Raw genomic sequence first — 16,517 nt, 5'->3', positions numbered from 1 at the left:
AAAACCATAATAGAAGACTATTTAAAGAGAGAAATTATCGCCAAAAACATTTTGTTTAGTAGGTAATAAATCTGTAGAAAGTTCCCCAGTTCCTAATCTATAATATCTTCAAATTCAACTTTATAAAAAAACATTTAAAAAGGTGATTATATGCTTGAGCCTATTGTACATGGAGACTATTAGCTTTTGGGCTTATTTTACCATTAGGTGCCCAAAATGTTTTTGTATTTAACCAGGGGGCAACACAGAAGCCTTTTATCAGGACTGTACCCGTCGTATTAGTTGCATCATTATGTGACACGTTACTTATTTCTTTAGCTGTTTTAGGAGTTTCTGTGGTTGTTCTTACATTTGCTTGGCTAAAACTAGGAATTTTTATGAGCGGTTTCTTATTTTTACTTTATATGGGTTGGAGCATTTGGAACAGTGATCCTTCATCAACAGATAATAATCACCGCCAAATGACAATAAAGCAACAAATACTGTTTGCTATGTCTGTTTCTTTACTAAATCCTCACGCTATTTTAGATACGATTGGTGTTATTGGTACAAGTTCATTAAATTATGAGGGACCGCAAAAGTTAGCTTTCAGCTTAGCCTGTATTTTTGTATCCTGGTTATGGTTTTTAGGGTTAGCTGTTGCTGGTCATGTAATTGGGAGAATTGATACACAGGGAACATTGTTAAGACGGTTAAATTAGGTTTCAAGAATCATCATTTGGGGAGTAGGATTATATATCGGAATTCAAGTAATGACTTCATTTGAAGTAAATAAACTCGTATCTATTGTGATATTATTTATCATCATTTTTGCGTTTATAGGTCATATGATTTTTCTTAATGCTAAAGCTAATGGTAAAAAGATGGAAAAAGATATTTATTTACCTTAATTGATTGAAGTGTAGGAAGATATCAAGCTAAAAGAAAAGTAGATAAAGAACACACTCTAGCTAAGTTTAGATGATTACTTGGGATAATTTAAATTAAAAACAAAGAGTTAGCAAAATTTTATTTGTCTTGGCATTTTTCCATATGGCTTTGAAGAAGAACCAAAAGAGACTACTGTAGTTCAAAAGAAAAATCCTATTGTTATCGCGTTCCAGTCTTTATTTGAGGCTGTAAAAGTGAAGGAATTTTGGCTGTTAGCGGGTAGTTTTTTTATTTGTGGGCTTTTAACGAGTGGTTTAATTAGGACGCATTTTGTTTCTTACTGTATTAGCTATGGAATACCTGTTGTAACAGCAGCTTCTTTGCTTTCATTTATGGGAATCTTTGATTTAATTGGAACAACTATATCTGGATGGTTATCAGACCGACTAGATAACCGGTGGTAGTTGTTTTGGTATTACGGTCTAAGAGGAGCTTCTCTAGTATTACTTACTTATGCGCTAAAAGAAGGCTCTATCATCCTACTAATGATCTTCTCTGTCTTTTACGGTTTAGATTGGATTGCGACTGTGCCCCCAACGATTAGTATTTCAAGGCAAGTCTTTGGAATAGAGAAAAGTGGAATTATTTACGGGTGGATTTTTGCGTCTCACCAAGCAGGTGCAGCAGTCGCCGCATACGGTGGAGGTCTTATCTATAAGATATTTAATTCTTACACATGGGCATTCTTTTTAGCGGGAATCTTTTGCTTATTGGCGAGTTTATTTGTAATCATAATTAAAAAGCAAAAGTCGGAATTAGTTATTAAAGAAAATGTAATGAAGATATAAAAATGCTAAAGCTGAAAAAGGTTTAGAAATAGAAACTGATTTTTCGTGTCAACCGTAAGTGAATCATATCGTTATCCTAGTTTGAATAACTTTAAAATTTAACAAACAGGCGCAAACCTGTAATATGGATTATGTCCTTTTTTACATTTTTGGGTAATGCTGATGAGGATCGTTTATTCAATTACTAAGCCTCTTGTAGTTTATTGCTATAGCGATTGCTGCAATAGGTGAACCGATTACAGATATAAGGGCAAAAATAAGAGAACCATTGCTTAATGAATCATTTAACATACGGGTAATTCCAAAGACAAAAAGAAGTAAACAACCGATAAACCCTATGATCAATCGATATTTAAATTTCATCAGTAACCTCCCCTGGAAGAAATCATCAGAGAATTCATTTGCTAGGTGAAATTCCCAATCCAGCCAATCCACCATCTGGGTGTGCTTTTCATACACGCTGTCCATTAGCGACAGAGGTATGTAAACAAGTAAAACCGGAATGGAGAAATAAGGGGAATAATCATTTTGTCGCATGCCATCATGTAGAAAAAGGAAGTGAACTTTCATGAAAATGGATTATTTATTTCAGCCTTATCCGTCCATTCGGAATACGGTGTTTGCTAAAAAAGGTATGGTAGCGACGTCTCAGCCATTAGCCGCTCAGGCGGGGTTAGAGATTTTGCAAAAAGGTGGGAATGCGATTGATGCAGCGATTGCAACAGCGGCTGCCTTAACGGTTGTCGAACCTACCTCGAATGGAATTGGAGGCGATGCGTTTGCACTCGTTTGGGTAAAAAGGAAATTACATGGACTTAACGCCAGTGGACCTTCTCCAAAATCCATTTCCATTGAAGCGGTAAAAGAACTAGGCAATGAGTCCATGCCGGTCCATGGAGTGATCCCTATTACGGTTCCTGGTGCCCCGGCAGCATGGGTAGAGCTTTCGAAAAAATTTGGAAAACTCCCTTTGAAAGAAGTGTTAGCTCCATCCATTCGTTATGCTGAAGAAGGATATCCCATTAGCCCGACCCTAGGAAAGTATTGGGGACTATCCTATAAAAAATTTAAAGCATTGTTGAAAGGAAAAGAATTTCAACCTTGGTTTGACACATTTGCTCCAAAGAACAGAGCCCCATTTATTGGGGAAATGTGGTCTTCTGCTGGTCATGCATCGACATTAACATCGATTGCAGAAACGGAAGGAGAAAGTTTTTACAGAGGAGAGCTAGCTGAAAAAATTTCTTCCTATATTAAAAAACATGGTGGATTTTTGTCCGAAGATGACTTAGCTGAATACAAGGCAGAATGGGTAAAGCCAATTTCAACGAATTATAGAGGATACGATGTATGGGAAATCCCACCAAATGGTCAAGGACTTGTGGCTTTAATGGCACTTAATATTGTAAAAGGTTTCGATTTTTATGAGAAGGACGCAGTGGATACATATCACAAGCAAATTGAATCGATGAAACTGGCATTTACAGATGGAAAAGCGTTTATTACAGAAGAAAAAGATATGCCACTATCCGTAGAAGAATTATTGTCTGAAAAATACGCAAAAAAAAGAAGAGATCTTATCGGAGAAGAGGCTCTTTTACCACAAGCTTATGAACCTCCTAAAGGGGGAACTGTGTATTTAGCTGCAGCAGATGAAGAAGGAAATATGATTTCTTATATACAGAGCAATTATATGGGATTCGGTTCAGGTATTGTCATTCCAGGAACAGGAATTGCCCTACAGAACCGGGGGCATGATTTCTCGCTCAATCCGGAACATCCGAATGCACTGAAGCCAGGCAAGAAAACGTATCACACCATTATTCCTGGATTTTTAACAAAAGGGGACGAAGCTATCGGACCGTTTGGTGTCATGGGGGGCTACATGCAACCTCAAGGTCATTTCCAAGTGATTATGAATACGATTGATTTTCATTTTAACCCCCAAGCGGCATTAGATGCTCCAAGATGGCAGTGGATGAAAGAGAGGAAAGTATTAGTTGAACCTCATTTCCCAAATCATATTGCGCAAGCTCTTGCGAGAAAAGGACATGATATTCAAGTAGCCACCGACCATGGCGCATTTGGACGTGGCCAGATTATTTGGAGAGACTGGCAAACGGGAGTACTAATGGGTGGAACAGAATCGCGTACAGATGGAGCAATTGCCGCCTGGTAAAAAATTTATTTATTAATTATAAAAAAGGGTGACAACGTTGACACAATGGCATATTTTTATAGCTTTTTTTCGCGTTGGTATATTAGGGTATGGAGGAGGACCTTCCTCCATTCCGCTAGTTTATAAAGAAGTAGTTGAAAAATATAAATGGATGAATGATGATGACTTCTCAGATGTTCTAGCGCTTGGAAATGCATTGCCTGGTCCGATTGCCACTAAGATGGCCGGTTATATTGGCTGGAGAGTTGGCGGTGCGTTCGGAATGATCAACGCGGTATTAGCTAGTATCCTACCAACCATAATTCTCATGGTGTTTTTCCTTTCTGTATTAAATTCATATAAAGACAAACCGTGGGTACAAGGGATGTCTCAAGCAGTCGTTCCTGTCGTAGGTGTCATGCTCGGCGTTCTTACCTGGGATTTTGTGAAGAAATCACAAAAGAGCCTTGGTTGGAAACGAACAATTACTTTATTAGTAGGATGTGTATTGTTACTGTCCGTCTTAGGCATACACCCTGCAATTGTGATTTTGGCTTTACTATTATTCGCTCTTCTCTCGCGAACATCAAGAGAAGAAAAGCAGGTGAAAGCTTCATGATTTATGTTCAAATTTTTTTAGCCTTTTTTATTCCAGGGATACTAGGGTACGGTGGAGGTCCAGCATCTATTCCACTTGTTGAAAATGAAGTGGTTGACCGGTATGGATGGCTAACGGTAAATGAATTTAGTGAGGTTTTGGCTCTGGCGAACGCGTTACCTGGTCCAATTGCCACCAAGATGGCTGGATATATTGGGTACCAGCAAGCAGGGATTCTAGGAGCTGCTGTCGGAGTTTTTGCAACGGTCGCCCCTTCATTAATAATGATGCTTCTGTTGCTTAGTCTCTTAATGAAGTATAAAGATTCTCCAAAAGTGAAGAAGTTGACGAATCTCGTGCGCCCAGCAATTGCCGTACTACTAGGGATCATGACCATTAGTTTTTTTAGTACGGCTTACAATGGAATTGGACTTTGGCAAACCGTCATCATTGGAGTCGTAAGTTTCTTCCTCTTAGAAAAATGGAAGATTCACCCTGTTTATGTTATAAGTAGTGCGTTGATTTATGGGGCTATTTTTCTTGGATGAGGTTTCAACCAATGTGATGGAGAAATGGTCCCTTATATTATAAAAATATATATAAACAATTGCACGTAGAGGTCACCAGTTCGAGCACGATATGCTCCATAATAAGAGGGCTGGCTCAAAAGGTTGTTCTCATTCAAACAGGATAAAATATTTATACGTGTTATCAATGTTATGTTCGTATAAATGGTATCAAAAAAGGGATCCCTTTACTTATGGGACACCCTAAAAAATTTCATAAAAGTTGTTATTAATAAATTCTCCGCAAAAATGTTCCTAATCCTCCAATAAAAAATAGTATAAAACTTCCGATGATAACGAACACAAGTGTTTCTAAGCTAACAAAAATTTGGAGTAGCATTTTACGAAACGGACCAAAGTGACCCCGTTTTACCATGACTACAAATATCGTAGGGGACAACGTTTACTCCACAGATGTAAACTTAGAGGAGATTTTTAATAAGTATTATGTATTGGGGACCACAATCGTATAAAAAAGGAAGACTTAACTATGAATTAAACAGCTTTCCCCCACTCTACCCCCCTTATCATTCTTTTTGTGTTTCTGGTTTACATTGCTCTAGGCGACTTTAAAGGCGGTTTCATCTTTTCAATTTTTCGGTGTCTTGATTACCAAATTTTATAAAATATATATTGATATTCAGGAAAAGGGGAAGGGAAGATGTACTCAGCCATTTTTGAAGAAATCGTCTCGATTATGCATAACGATTATGCTGGTTGCTTAGACAAGAAAGGGTGGGATGATCCGAATAAATATGCTGAAAAAATTAAGAGGTTAGAAGAAAATGATTCACTTACACCAGAACAATTTGTCGAGATCGTTCAAGATTATTTGCTCGATTTTAAAGATCCGCATATGTACTTTCAATTAGTAAACAGCCATAAGCAGAAACGGTCTGATTGTGGTTTTCAAGTTAGAAGGTATGGCGACCATTTATTTATTACCCATGTAGGGAAAGAAAAACGGGTAAAAGTAGGAGAACGGATTATTTCACTGGACGACAAGTCGATTCCCGAACTGGCCCAATTACATCAAAGAGCCCTCTTTGAACATCACCCCGAACGTGAAAAGTGGAACAAGATCCTACCTCAATTTCACACGTGTGAAGTGGAGGATCGAAATGGGAATCATCGTACTTTAAAGCTGAAACGATACGAAATAGAACCGTATGTGCCAAAGTACACATTGGAGAAGTTACAAGACGACTTGTTGCTCATGACCCTCACCGACTTTACAAATCCAGATGCGATTAACCAGTTAATAAAAGATCATGTAGAAGAACTCGACCAAAGTCAACAGTTAATTATCGATGTCAGGGTGAATCGTGGTGGTAGTGATTCCGCGTATTTTTCTTTGTTACCTTATCTTTTTGAGGAGCGATTCGTTAATTTAAGTGATAAAAGCGAATCAAGGATGCTCTTCAATTGTACGGAGCGAAATTATCAGCTAGCTGTCAAAGAGTTGGATGAAATTTTGAAATCGGTAAAAGATCCAATTATGCAAAAGGTATTGCGTGTGTTCCGAAACGAATGGGAAAAGCATCGCGGGAAAGGGTTTGTGCCCTTTGATTTTTCTGAAGTAGCGGAGCAGGTCATTTTTAAGGGAAAAGCATCACCAAAACAAGTGATCGTTTTAACAGATGTGACTTGTGGCAGTGCGGGGGATTCATTTGTCGAGCTTTGTAAAACATCCGCCAAAGTCACAGTCATAGGCCGGCCTACTGCTGGACTCAACGACTACTCCAATCTTGTAGGCATGAAATGGAAAGACACGTTCGAATTATGGTACCCAACATCAAGGCTAACAAGGATTGATAAAGGGGAAGGAATGACCAATGTCGGTATTCTACCTGATATTTATATCCCGTGGACACCGGCGCATCTTGTAGAAGATGTGGATATACAAAAGGCGATTCAATTGTTGAAACAAAACGTGTGAAAAAACCCCAACCGAATCCACGAATGAATTCGGTTGGGGACTTTACCACAATTTTTCGTACAATTCTTTTGTCGCTAAATTCGTGTCAATAGGGCATGTTTTGGCGTCCCTCCCGTATTGCCAAGCCCAGACGTTACCATTACATGGTGGTTTCTTTGGATTGAATGTAGGAGCTTCTCTTGCCTTCGTAACGCCTGGTTCGGGTTCAGCACTCCATAAAATCGAATGGGTCAGTAATTGTGGATTTTCAGTGGCAGCTGAACAAAAGGCGTCACTAAAATTCCCTTCCGTCGGGTCGAGGTAATAACCAGGTAGGTAGGGACTTAGGATCAATCGGTCGAACCACCCGAGTATCCATGAGCTGTTCACATCAAAAAAGCGTTCGACATTGGCAAAAAGAGGCGTCCCTTTTGGAACATTTAACCGGCGCGCGTGAAAAATCGCGTTTTGGGCTGTAATGCGTCCGGTTTGGTACCCGATCGAAGACGTGAAATTATTATAAATGGGTAGAATTTTGGTCCCGCTGTTATGGAGAAGGTCGATTTCTTCTTGGATAAGTCCTTCTGATGCCCCAGTAACCGTGGATAAATATCGTCCCCAAAACAAAGGTTTGCCAAAATTATTTAACACACAGTTGTATAAATTCTTTGTGACCACTTCCGCTGAATCAACACCCCAATAAATTTCGGGCACAGGCAAACATCCTTTCTCTTTGATGCTATCATCATATATATTGTTTGGTTACCTGTCCTGTGCACCGCTTTGTAAAAAATAAACGCCTTTATTTCCAGCAATAGAAACAAGTCGTTAGTTGGATAGCTGTACGTTTTTGACTATTCCTCATTTTTTCTTTTCCAACAGCTCAATGATTCGGTCGAGCTTTTGCTCTAGATGTTTACTTGATTGAACTTTTTGTCGTTGGTTTTTTAATAATGATGAAATAAAAAAGGCAAAGGAAACAAAAAATAAAATAAGCATAAGAAAAATGAATAGTTGAAATATAACATCCCCCATATGCATAAAAATCACCCTCGCATCTATCTTTACTTTTTAATAAAATTATTCTACAAAAACGCATTAATTTCCTTTTTAATACAAAAAAGCTTGAGGGATTCACACCTCAAGCATACTACTTTCATCTTTATCTATTAAACGTATCCATCGCAAGAATCGGAGCAATTAACTCACGAACAAACTGCCGGAATTGATGAACCGCTTTATGTCGCATGGCCGGTTCATATAACAAGTCGTGTAATTCTTCAATACGACGAATGAGCGCACTACCGATGACGATGCCGTCACTAAACGTCAAAAGATGGGCGATTTGCTCTTGTTTAGACACGCCGAAGCCGACGACGACGGGAACAGGGCTGTATTTTTTAGCTGTATCGACAAAAGATTTTAGTTCCTTCGAAAATGTGTCACGGGTACCGGTTACTCCGAGAGAGGAAATACAATATAAAAATCCTTCGGCTTCGTTAGCGATTTTTTCAATACGTGATTGTGAGGTTGGGGCGACTAATGAAATGTACGCAAGCCCATGGTTCCGACAAATATTTCGAAAAGCAGCCCCCTCTTCATAAGGGAGGTCTGGAACGAGAACACCGTTTGCACCTACTTGTTTGGCGACATTGGCAAACCGTTCTTCTCCAAAGGCGAGAATTGGGTTGTAATAAGTGAATAGAACAATAGGGAGGTGTACCCCACGTTTACGCATCTTGCCAACCAGTTCGAGCGTTCGGGAGAGTGTCATTCCTTGTTTTAAGGCACGACTGGAAGCCCGTTGGATGACAGGTCCATCAGCAAGCGGGTCGGAGTAGGGGACCCCAAGCTCTAACACAGCGGCACCTTCTGCTTGCAAGGCAAGAGCTAATTCAATGGTCGCCTCTGGATGAGGGTCGCCTGCTGTAATAAACGGGATAAAGTACGGTTTAGATACGGGTATGTGCATCGTTTTCCCCTCCATTCAATTCCTTCATTAACGTATAAACGTCTTTGTCTCCACGACCCGATAAGCAAACAAGAATCGTATCCCCTGGAGGGAGTTTTTTCGCTAACGCAAAAGCTTTTGCGAGGGCGTGGGCCGATTCAATTGCTGGTAAAATTCCTTCAAATTTTGTCAGCATCAGTAACGCTTCTAACGCTTCTGTATCGGTCACGGTTTCATACGACACGCGGCCCCTTTCGGCTAGATAGGCGTGTTCCGGGCCGACCCCCGGATAGTCGAGTCCAGCCGAGATAGAATACGGCTCTTGGATTTGGCCGTGTTCATCTTGGAGTAACATCGTCATCGAACCGTGAATCACTCCTTTTGAACCTTTCGTCATTGTCGCGGCATGAAGCGGCGTCTCGATTCCTTTTCCTCCTGCTTCTACACCAACGAGCTGTACGTCATCTTCAATGAAAGGGGTGAAAATACCAATCGCGTTACTGCCGCCGCCCACACAGGCCACAACGGTATGTGGTAACTTCCCTTCATAGGCTAAAAATTGGGCTTTTGCTTCGTCGCCAATGATACGTTGAAAATCACGAACCATTTTCGGATATGGATGAGGCCCCACGACAGAACCAATCATATAGTAATGATCCTCACAGTGCTGTACCCAATAGCGAATCGCTTCATTCGTGGCGTCTTTTAACGTTCGAGTTCCGCTTGTGACAGGAATGACTTCCGCTCCAAGAAGCTGCATCCGAAACACGTTTAACGCTTGTCGCTTCGTATCTTCTTCTCCCATGAACACTTTACACGTCATTCCAAAGCGAGCCGCAACGGTAGCGGCGGCAACCCCATGCTGACCAGCGCCGGTTTCTGCAATTAAGCATTTCTTTCCCATCCGCTGAGCTAATAGCGCTTGGCCGATGGCGTTGTTTAATTTATGGGCTCCAGTATGATTTAAATCTTCGCGTTTTAAATAAATTTTGGCACCGCCCAGTTCTTTCGTCACGTTTTTAGCAAAAGTTAACGCTGTTGGGCGCCCGCTGTACTCTTGAAGGGTTGCCCGATACGTATGAATAAATTGTTCGTCTTGCATTGCTTCTTCTAACGCTTGTTCAATTTCTTTTAGCGGGACCATTAACGTTTCTGGAACATATTGCCCTCCGAACGTTCCGAATCTTCCTCGTTTGTCAGGGAGTGTATATGTCATTTCGTTTCACCTTCCGTTCGATTACTTGAATTTTCATTCGATCTTTTTGTCCATTTTTTTCAATCCCACTTGAGACATCAATGCCATCTGGGGCGTACGTAAGTAAACCTTCCACATTCATAGCATGAATCCCACCGGCAATGAAACAAGGTACTTCTAGATGGTGAGATTCCTTAATATATACGGGAACATGCGTCCAGTCGAACGATTGACCAGTACCGCCAAATGCCCCTTTTACCTTTGTATCAATTAAAAATCCGTCAACGAATCCGTGATATTTTTTCATCAAAGGCATCGTATTCGGTCCATGGGGAAGTGCCTTCCAAATCGAAAGATTGAATCGTTTTTTTACCTTCTGAACAACTGTAGGCATCTCATTGCCGTGCAGCTGCAATACATCCAACGGAACCGAGTGTAGGACTTGGGCAATCTCGGTTTCCTCTGCATTAACAAATACCCCGACTAATTTTTTCTGATTGGTACCGATTCGTCTGACCCAATCTCCTACTTCTTCAGGATTTACTTTCCGTTTACTAGGAGCAAAAATAAAACCGATATAATCTGCTTGACTTTGTACTACTAAACCATAATCCATCATCGTTTGAACACCGCAAAATTTAAGAAGCATCGGCATCCCCCATTAACCGTTGGATGGCGGCCACTTTGTCTTCCTCTCTCATTAGCGCTTCTCCAACTAAGACTCCATCAGCTCCCGCTTGTTGTAATAGCTGAATGTCTATGTAGGATTGAATCCCACTTTCACTGATAAACAACGTATCTTTCGGAAGGTATGGAGCTACTTGCATCGTTTGGTCAATTGATGTTTCAAACGTATACAAGTTACGATTGTTCACTCCGATCATTTTTGGCGTAAACACATCGAGGAGTTGCACAAGGGAAGAGACGGAATGGACTTCTACTAAACATTCGAGCCCTTGTTCGTGTGCTTGTACGTATAACTCTTGCAGCTGTTTTGGGGGCAATACTTCCGCAATGAGTAAAATCGCATCTGCCCCAATACGCACACTTTCTTCAATTTGCTTCGGATGAATAATAAAGTCTTTTCGTAAGACTGGAAGATTCACTTTTTGTTTAATCGTCGTCACGAGTTCTGGCGCTCCTTGAAAAAAGGTTCGATCCGTTAACACCGAAATCGCATCCGCCCCGCCTTGTTCATAGGCATGAGCAATTAATAACGGTTTAAACGAAGAGGTTAATTTTCCTTTTGAAGGAGAGGCCTGTTTAACTTCGGCTAACAAACCGACAGGACGTTTCCGGCGGTTAAACGCTTTGTATAATGATCGGTGCGGTAAATTCGTTTTTTCTGGAAGAGTCAGTTGGGAGACTTCTTCTTTTTTCGTTTCAATAATTTGTTGCAGCATAACGTTCTTCCTTTCGTTGCATTTGTTTAAAATGTTGGTATGCACGTCCGGTGGTGATGGCTTTACGGGCTTCATGGACGCCTTCTTGAATAGTGGAAACAGCCCCACTTACATAAATAGCGGCACCGGCATTGACTAACACGATGTTCATAGCACTTTCGTTTGCTTCGTTTTGTAACACGCGTTCAATAAGGGCGGCGCTTTCTTCCACCGACTGTACTTGGAGGTCGGTTAAAGCTCCTCGAGGGATGCCAATTTCCTCAGGTGTTATCGAGTACGATGCTAGGTGGCCGTCTTTTAGTTCAATGATATTCGTAGCCGTTGTAACCGTTAGTTCATCTAATCCATCTTGACCGGTCACGAAAAGAACATGTTCTGCATCGGTTTGTTGCAAGGTTTTCGCCATTTTGTATGCCGCCTCGTTAGAAAACACGCCAATGACTTGACGCGTGCTACGAGCAGGGTTCGCAAGTGGCCCAAGCATATTAAAAACGGTACGAAAACCGATTTCTTTTCTGGGTTTGACGACATGCTTCATCGCTTGATGGTAAAGGGGAGCAAATAAAAAACACATGCGATGGTTTTTTAACGCTTGTTTTGCCTCTTCTGGAGTAGATTGGATAGGGAGTTGCAATTTTTCAAGTACATCGGCGCTCCCGCTTTTTGAAGAAACGGCTCGATTCCCATGCTTCGCCACGGGAATACCAAGTGAAGAGACGACGAGCATGGCAGCGGTAGAAATGTTAAACGTGGATGCCCCGTCTCCACCCGTTCCACATACGTCGATGACAGGTTCGTCCCAATCGATTGTTTGCATATGGTGACGTATAGAACGTAAAAATCCAGTTAATTCGTCAACGGTTTCCCCGCGAAAACGAAGGATGGATAACAAGCTGGCCATTTGATTTGGGGTAGCTTTTCCTGTCATCATCAAGTCCATCGCATGTTCAGCTTCTTGAATGGATAGCGTTTCTCCGTTAATGCACTTAGAAAGTATAGCTTTCATTGATAGGTCTCCTCCTTTAGTGAAATGGTGTTGGCATACGTAATTGTGCGAATTAGTGCACTCGCTTTATTTCGTGTTTCTTTCCATTCAAGTTCCGGTTTGGAATCGGAGACAATTCCAGCTCCGGCTTGAACATAAGCTGTGCCATTTTTTACGACTATCGTCCGAATGGCGATACACGAATCGATATTTCCGTCAAACCCGATGTAGGTAATGGCCCCAGCGTATAAATTCCGAGCGGTAGGTTCAAGTTCTCGAATAATTTCCATTGCGCGAAATTTTGGCGCTCCTGAGACAGTCCCGGCAGGAAAAGAGGCCAACAGGGCTTCTATTGGATGTACATCAGAGCGCAACGTTCCAGTCACTTTAGAGACTAAATGCATCACATGCGAAAATCGTTTTAATTCCATTAACATAGGTACGCGGACCGAACCGTACTCGGCAATGCGCCCGATGTCATTACGCGCTAAATCAACGAGCATGTAATGTTCGGCTTGTTCTTTTTCGTCATTGGTTAAGTCGTTAGCTAACCGCTCGTCTTCAGATTTCGTTTTTCCGCGTCGCCTTGTTCCGGCAATCGGATGAATTTCGACGTGATGCCCTTCAACTAATAAGAGTCGTTCAGGTGAGCTTCCGACTATTTCAACATCTGCAAAAGGTAAGTAAAACAAATAGGGTGAAGGATTAATGATGCGCAAATATCGATATAAATCAAATCCCGATGTTTTGACCGGAACGGCAAACCGTTGCGAGATGACCCCTTGAAAAATGTCTCCGCTAGTGATGTACTGTTTCACTTTATTGACATGTGATAAAAATACGTCCCGGTTGTAATTCGATGTAACGATACCCCAATCGATTTCTATAGTTTGATGGGGAAGAAGAAATGCAGGGAATGTTGAAGGATGCTGTAATTGCATGGCGACCTGATTAATCATGTTGATTCCGTGGTCGTATCTTTCTTTTAGCGCTCTCTCGGTTTCATCCCCTTTTAAACGCACCCATTGAATAACGGTTAATTCTTTTGTTTGATGACAAAAAGCAATGACGGTTTCGGCGTAGACAAATTGATACATCGGCATGTGTAGGTCATTTTGCGGGTGTGGCGGTATTTTTTCGAACGTGGAAACCGCATCGTATCCGATGTAACCGACCGCCCCTCCAATGAATGGTAAGGATGTTTTTGGAATTTTGATCTGTAACCAATCGCTGACACGTTGAATCGCTTTTTGGAGCGATGAAACCTTGAATCGATTTTTCATAATCGTATCCACAATGAGGAGATGGCCATCTTTCTCCGTTATTTTCATCATCGGATTCAGTCCGATAAATGAATAGCGCGACCAAGGGGAGTATTCGTCTTTACTTTCAAGAATGTAAGCTGCATCGTGTTGCAGTTTTTGAAACATGTGAATGGGTGTAAACAAATCGGCATAAAAAGTTTGAATGATCGGAATTGTACGATACCTTTGCGCATCTTTAACAAATGAAGTAAAGGATGGTTCCATTATTCATTCCTCCAAACGGGTTGGAGAGAACAATGGCGGAGGATCATTTGAGGATTTATGAGTGGAATAAAAAAACCCAAAGTGAACACACTTTGGGTAGACGTTCATCATTCATTCCTCAACTCCGCTCTGCTCTACTCATCTACCCTAAACTCATCTCAACTCTAACTCAATTACTAAATCTAAACTCAAAAGAAAGTTGTCACTATCATATTTTAAAAATAGGAAAATGTCAAATAGAAATGGAAAAATTATAAACTCTCGACTTCAACACTTTCAACGCCTTTTATATTGGAAATGGTGTAGTATACATCCGTTGTTCTTTTGCGGTAATCAACCGCAATATTTAGCTCAGCGAAATGCGTTTGGTTTTTTAAATCTTTAATACGTATGTGTTGAATTGACATGTCCTGTTGTTGCACTTGATTAATAATATGAGCAATATCTTTTTTCTCTGTCACAATAATTTTTAACAATAGCTCTTTTTCCCGTAATCTCTTTGGACCAACAAGCGTAAACAGGGCTGGTAAGAACTCTACACTAATAATTAATAAAAAAACGCCGAACATTGCTTCGATATAAAATCCAGCACCTACTGCAACACCAATTCCGGCTGCTCCCCAAATCATGGCAGCAGTCGTTAATCCGGAAATACTATCATTTCCACGTCTTAAAATCACCCCAGCTCCAAGAAAACCGATTCCTGAAATAATTTGTGCGGCTAAACGAAGCGGATCCATCGTAATGTTGACATCTTCATCGCTTGGAAAAACGTAAGCCGATTCAATGGACACAATTGTTAATAAACAACTGACAATCGATATGACAAGACTTGTTTTTAATCCAACGGGTTTTCGTTTTAATTCTCGTTCCAAACCAATAATAAGTCCAAGAACAGCAGAAATACCTAATTTTATCAAGATAGAGATATCAATCAATTCCAATTTGCAATACCCTCCTTTTTGAAGAGTGAGAAATAATAAAACATAGATTAATTGTTTCAAAGGATGTAAAATGGTTGTTGATTATTTTCACTATTTTACCATATTTTTTCTAAATGGATAGGGGGAGCGGATATGGGGGGACCGAAATTAAATCCATATGTAGCATTAGCCATTGGTGTCATATCTGTTTCAACATCCGCCATTTTAGTAAAAGTCTCAGCGGCGGATTCGGGGGTAATTGCGTTTTATCGTTTATTTTTTGCCGTTCTTTTTATGGTACCTATTTTCCTTATGAAGTACGTTCATGAGTTGAAAAACATTACAAAAAAGGATTGGCTGTTTTCGATTATTGCTGGAGTGTTTTTAGCGTTCCACTTTATTTTGTGGTTTGAATCACTTCACTATACTTCCGTTACAAGCTCAACGGTTCTTGTAACACTACAACCACTTTTTGCGTTTGTTGGAACGTTTTTATTTTTTAAAGAAAAAATATCATTAAAAGCTATTTTGTGTGGTATTGCAGCTATTGTCGGAAGTGTCATTATTAGTTGGGGCGACTTACAAATTAGTGGAATGGCTTTATTTGGTGATTTCTTAGCTCTATTAGCCTGTGCATTAGTCACAGCTTATTTATTGTTTGGGCAAAATGTTAGAAAAAGATTATCTCTCGTCACATATACGACCGTTGTTTATACAATCAGTGCCATCGTGTTGTTCCTATACGTTCTAGTCATTGGAGAACAACTTTATCCATATCCTGTAGCAGAATGGGCTTATTTTGTTCTTCTGGCGTTAGTACCTACCTTGTTAGGTCATAGTTTATTCAATTGGTCGTTAAAATGGTTGAGTACTTCTACGATCTCCATGGCTATTTTATTTGAGCCTATTGGAGCATCTGTTTTAGCGTATTTTTTATTAGGCGAACCCATTTTATTTACCCAAGTTATCGGTGGAGGAATTGTCATCATAGGTGTATCGTTGTTCTTATTAGATGAACGAAAAAGTAAAGCGATGCTTCGTCCAAAAGGAAAAATAATGATAAATGATTAATGAAAAACCGAGCTCCATTCGAAAAAATGAGCTCGGTTACTTATAAGAATACATAAGTCAATCCAGAAAAGACAAACGCCATGGTGACGGAAAAAATAAATGTACCACCGTATACGTGATCATCTGACTCGCTTATTTTTAAGCCTTCAATGAAAGAGTACGAAAATAAATAAATGGCCATCATCAATGAAAGGTATAGTGCTAGGGACGTTAGCATGAAACGACGATCGCTCCCATCTTAATTGGAATAGTTAATTTTAATGGATATGTATGAAAGAAAATATGGTTTTATGAACGTTGGGAAACACATCAAAAAATTTTTTGATAAATTTTTTTAAAAAAAGTATTGCTAAGATAATATTCTCGTGCTATATTTATAAACGTCGCTGCGAGAGACAAGCGATGGAACAAAAAAATAAAAAAGTAGTTGACTTCTTTCGACAAGTTATGATATATTGAAGAAGTCGCTGTTAAAAAAAGTGATTGTTCCTTGAAAACTAAA

16 protein-coding genes and 3 pseudogenes are annotated in these 16,517 nt (G+C 40.2%); 8 read left to right on the top strand and 11 right to left on the bottom strand.

The features are described 5' to 3' along the window. Window positions 1-150 precede the first annotated feature (150 nt). Together ABES52_RS15450 and ABES52_RS15445 are read left to right on the top strand one after the other, a co-directional pair. Window positions 151-698 (top strand): annotated as a pseudogene (locus ABES52_RS15450) (LysE/ArgO family amino acid transporter); the annotation flags it as partial. A gap of 318 nt (window positions 699-1,016) precedes the next feature. After that, window positions 1,017-1,718: pseudogene (locus ABES52_RS15445) on the top strand (MFS transporter); the annotation flags it as partial. Between the two features lie 177 nt (window positions 1,719-1,895). On the opposite strand, the gene ABES52_RS15440 reads toward ABES52_RS15445, so the two are convergent. Next, entirely contained in the window at window positions 1,896-2,081 is a 186-nt protein-coding gene (locus ABES52_RS15440) for a hypothetical protein (RefSeq protein WP_429652103.1), read from the bottom strand. A 29-nt stretch (window positions 2,082-2,110) separates the two neighbouring features. Between ABES52_RS15440 and ABES52_RS15435 the strand changes: the two are divergent. The 5 genes and pseudogenes from ABES52_RS15435 to ABES52_RS15415 all read left to right on the top strand — a co-directional run. After that, window positions 2,111-2,290, top strand: a pseudogene (locus ABES52_RS15435) (oligopeptide/dipeptide ABC transporter ATP-binding protein); the annotation flags it as partial. After that, complete coding sequence (locus ABES52_RS15430; protein WP_429652101.1) at window positions 2,287-3,897, top strand: gamma-glutamyltransferase family protein; 1,611 nt, start codon at window positions 2,287-2,289, stop codon at window positions 3,895-3,897. The pseudogene ABES52_RS15435 and the gene ABES52_RS15430, both read left to right, overlap by 4 nt. A gap of 37 nt (window positions 3,898-3,934) precedes the next feature. Beyond that, entirely contained in the window at window positions 3,935-4,495 is a 561-nt protein-coding gene (locus tag ABES52_RS15425; RefSeq protein WP_429652099.1) for a chromate transporter, read from the top strand. Continuing rightward, complete coding sequence (locus ABES52_RS15420) at window positions 4,492-5,022, top strand: chromate transporter (RefSeq protein ID WP_429652097.1); 531 nt, start codon at window positions 4,492-4,494, stop codon at window positions 5,020-5,022. The genes ABES52_RS15425 and ABES52_RS15420 overlap by 4 nt, the downstream gene beginning before the upstream one ends. Window positions 5,023-5,701: 679 nt before the next feature. After that, complete coding sequence (locus tag ABES52_RS15415) at window positions 5,702-6,979, top strand: S41 family peptidase (RefSeq protein WP_429652095.1); 1,278 nt, start codon at window positions 5,702-5,704, stop codon at window positions 6,977-6,979. Between the two features lie 42 nt (window positions 6,980-7,021). Here the strand turns inward: ABES52_RS15415 and ABES52_RS15410 are convergent, their stop codons facing one another. From ABES52_RS15410 to ABES52_RS15370, 9 genes are all read right to left on the bottom strand, one after another. Further along, window positions 7,022-7,672, bottom strand: coding sequence for a glycoside hydrolase domain-containing protein (locus ABES52_RS15410; protein WP_429652093.1), 651 nt, complete (start codon window positions 7,670-7,672; stop codon window positions 7,022-7,024). A gap of 147 nt (window positions 7,673-7,819) precedes the next feature. Further along, entirely contained in the window at window positions 7,820-7,993 is a 174-nt protein-coding gene (locus ABES52_RS15405) for a DUF4083 family protein (protein ID WP_429652091.1), read from the bottom strand. 127 nt (window positions 7,994-8,120) lie between these two features. Then, window positions 8,121-8,930, bottom strand: a complete 810-nt coding sequence (gene trpA / locus ABES52_RS15400) for a tryptophan synthase subunit alpha (protein ID WP_429652089.1) — start codon at window positions 8,928-8,930, stop codon at window positions 8,121-8,123. After that, entirely contained in the window at window positions 8,911-10,125 is a 1,215-nt protein-coding gene (gene trpB / locus ABES52_RS15395) for a tryptophan synthase subunit beta (protein ID WP_429652088.1), read from the bottom strand. The genes trpA and trpB overlap by 20 nt, the downstream gene beginning before the upstream one ends. Beyond that, the gene (locus ABES52_RS15390; protein WP_429652087.1) at window positions 10,106-10,753 is read right to left on the bottom strand and encodes a phosphoribosylanthranilate isomerase; all 648 of its coding nucleotides are present in this window, start codon (window positions 10,751-10,753) and stop codon (window positions 10,106-10,108) included. The genes trpB and ABES52_RS15390 overlap by 20 nt, the downstream gene beginning before the upstream one ends. Continuing rightward, window positions 10,743-11,507, bottom strand: a complete 765-nt coding sequence (gene trpC / locus ABES52_RS15385; protein ID WP_429652085.1) for an indole-3-glycerol phosphate synthase TrpC — start codon at window positions 11,505-11,507, stop codon at window positions 10,743-10,745. The genes ABES52_RS15390 and trpC overlap by 11 nt, the downstream gene beginning before the upstream one ends. Further along, complete coding sequence (gene trpD / locus ABES52_RS15380; protein ID WP_429652083.1) at window positions 11,488-12,513, bottom strand: anthranilate phosphoribosyltransferase; 1,026 nt, start codon at window positions 12,511-12,513, stop codon at window positions 11,488-11,490. Before trpD ends, trpC begins: the two co-directional genes overlap by 20 nt. After that, the gene (gene trpE, locus ABES52_RS15375) at window positions 12,510-14,021 is read right to left on the bottom strand and encodes an anthranilate synthase component I (protein WP_429652081.1); all 1,512 of its coding nucleotides are present in this window, start codon (window positions 14,019-14,021) and stop codon (window positions 12,510-12,512) included. Before trpE ends, trpD begins: the two co-directional genes overlap by 4 nt. A gap of 251 nt (window positions 14,022-14,272) precedes the next feature. Continuing rightward, complete coding sequence (locus ABES52_RS15370) at window positions 14,273-14,956, bottom strand: MgtC/SapB family protein (RefSeq protein ID WP_429652146.1); 684 nt, start codon at window positions 14,954-14,956, stop codon at window positions 14,273-14,275. A gap of 141 nt (window positions 14,957-15,097) precedes the next feature. Here ABES52_RS15370 and ABES52_RS15365 point away from each other — a divergent pair, with 141 nt between their 5' ends. Next, window positions 15,098-16,015 (top strand): DMT family transporter, encoded by a 918-nt coding sequence (locus ABES52_RS15365; protein WP_429652079.1) that lies wholly within the window; start codon window positions 15,098-15,100, stop codon window positions 16,013-16,015. A gap of 40 nt (window positions 16,016-16,055) precedes the next feature. Here the strand turns inward: ABES52_RS15365 and ABES52_RS15360 are convergent, their stop codons facing one another. Next, window positions 16,056-16,232: a hypothetical protein gene (locus tag ABES52_RS15360; protein WP_429652077.1), complete on the bottom strand. Its 177-nt coding sequence runs from the start codon at window positions 16,230-16,232 to the stop codon at window positions 16,056-16,058. Window positions 16,233-16,517 lie beyond the last annotated feature (285 nt).

The organism is Aeribacillus pallidus (genome assembly GCF_050478865.1).
Lineage (GTDB): Bacteria > Bacillota > Bacilli > Bacillales > JACDOC01 > JACDOC01.
Note: the sequence above shows the minus strand (reverse complement) of the source record. Positions and strands in the feature narration are given on the sequence as shown.

Coding starts and splice junctions, on each gene's coding strand:
- trpD (WP_429652083.1), bottom strand. CDS start 12,513: ATGAAAGCTATACTTTCTAAGTGCATTAACGGAGAAACGCTATCCATT.
- trpA (WP_429652089.1), bottom strand. CDS start 8,930: ATGCACATACCCGTATCTAAACCGTACTTTATCCCGTTTATTACAGCA.
- ABES52_RS15420 (WP_429652097.1), top strand. CDS start 4,492: ATGATTTATGTTCAAATTTTTTTAGCCTTTTTTATTCCAGGGATACTA.
- ABES52_RS15390 (WP_429652087.1), bottom strand. CDS start 10,753: ATGCTTCTTAAATTTTGCGGTGTTCAAACGATGATGGATTATGGTTTA.
- ABES52_RS15430 (WP_429652101.1), top strand. CDS start 2,287: ATGAAAATGGATTATTTATTTCAGCCTTATCCGTCCATTCGGAATACG.
- trpB (WP_429652088.1), bottom strand. CDS start 10,125: ATGACATATACACTCCCTGACAAACGAGGAAGATTCGGAACGTTCGGA.
- trpC (WP_429652085.1), bottom strand. CDS start 11,507: ATGCTGCAACAAATTATTGAAACGAAAAAAGAAGAAGTCTCCCAACTG.
- ABES52_RS15415 (WP_429652095.1), top strand. CDS start 5,702: ATGTACTCAGCCATTTTTGAAGAAATCGTCTCGATTATGCATAACGAT.
- ABES52_RS15360 (WP_429652077.1), bottom strand. CDS start 16,232: ATGCTAACGTCCCTAGCACTATACCTTTCATTGATGATGGCCATTTAT.
- ABES52_RS15365 (WP_429652079.1), top strand. CDS start 15,098: ATGGGGGGACCGAAATTAAATCCATATGTAGCATTAGCCATTGGTGTC.
- ABES52_RS15440 (WP_429652103.1), bottom strand. CDS start 2,081: ATGAAATTTAAATATCGATTGATCATAGGGTTTATCGGTTGTTTACTT.
- ABES52_RS15405 (WP_429652091.1), bottom strand. CDS start 7,993: ATGGGGGATGTTATATTTCAACTATTCATTTTTCTTATGCTTATTTTA.
- trpE (WP_429652081.1), bottom strand. CDS start 14,021: ATGGAACCATCCTTTACTTCATTTGTTAAAGATGCGCAAAGGTATCGT.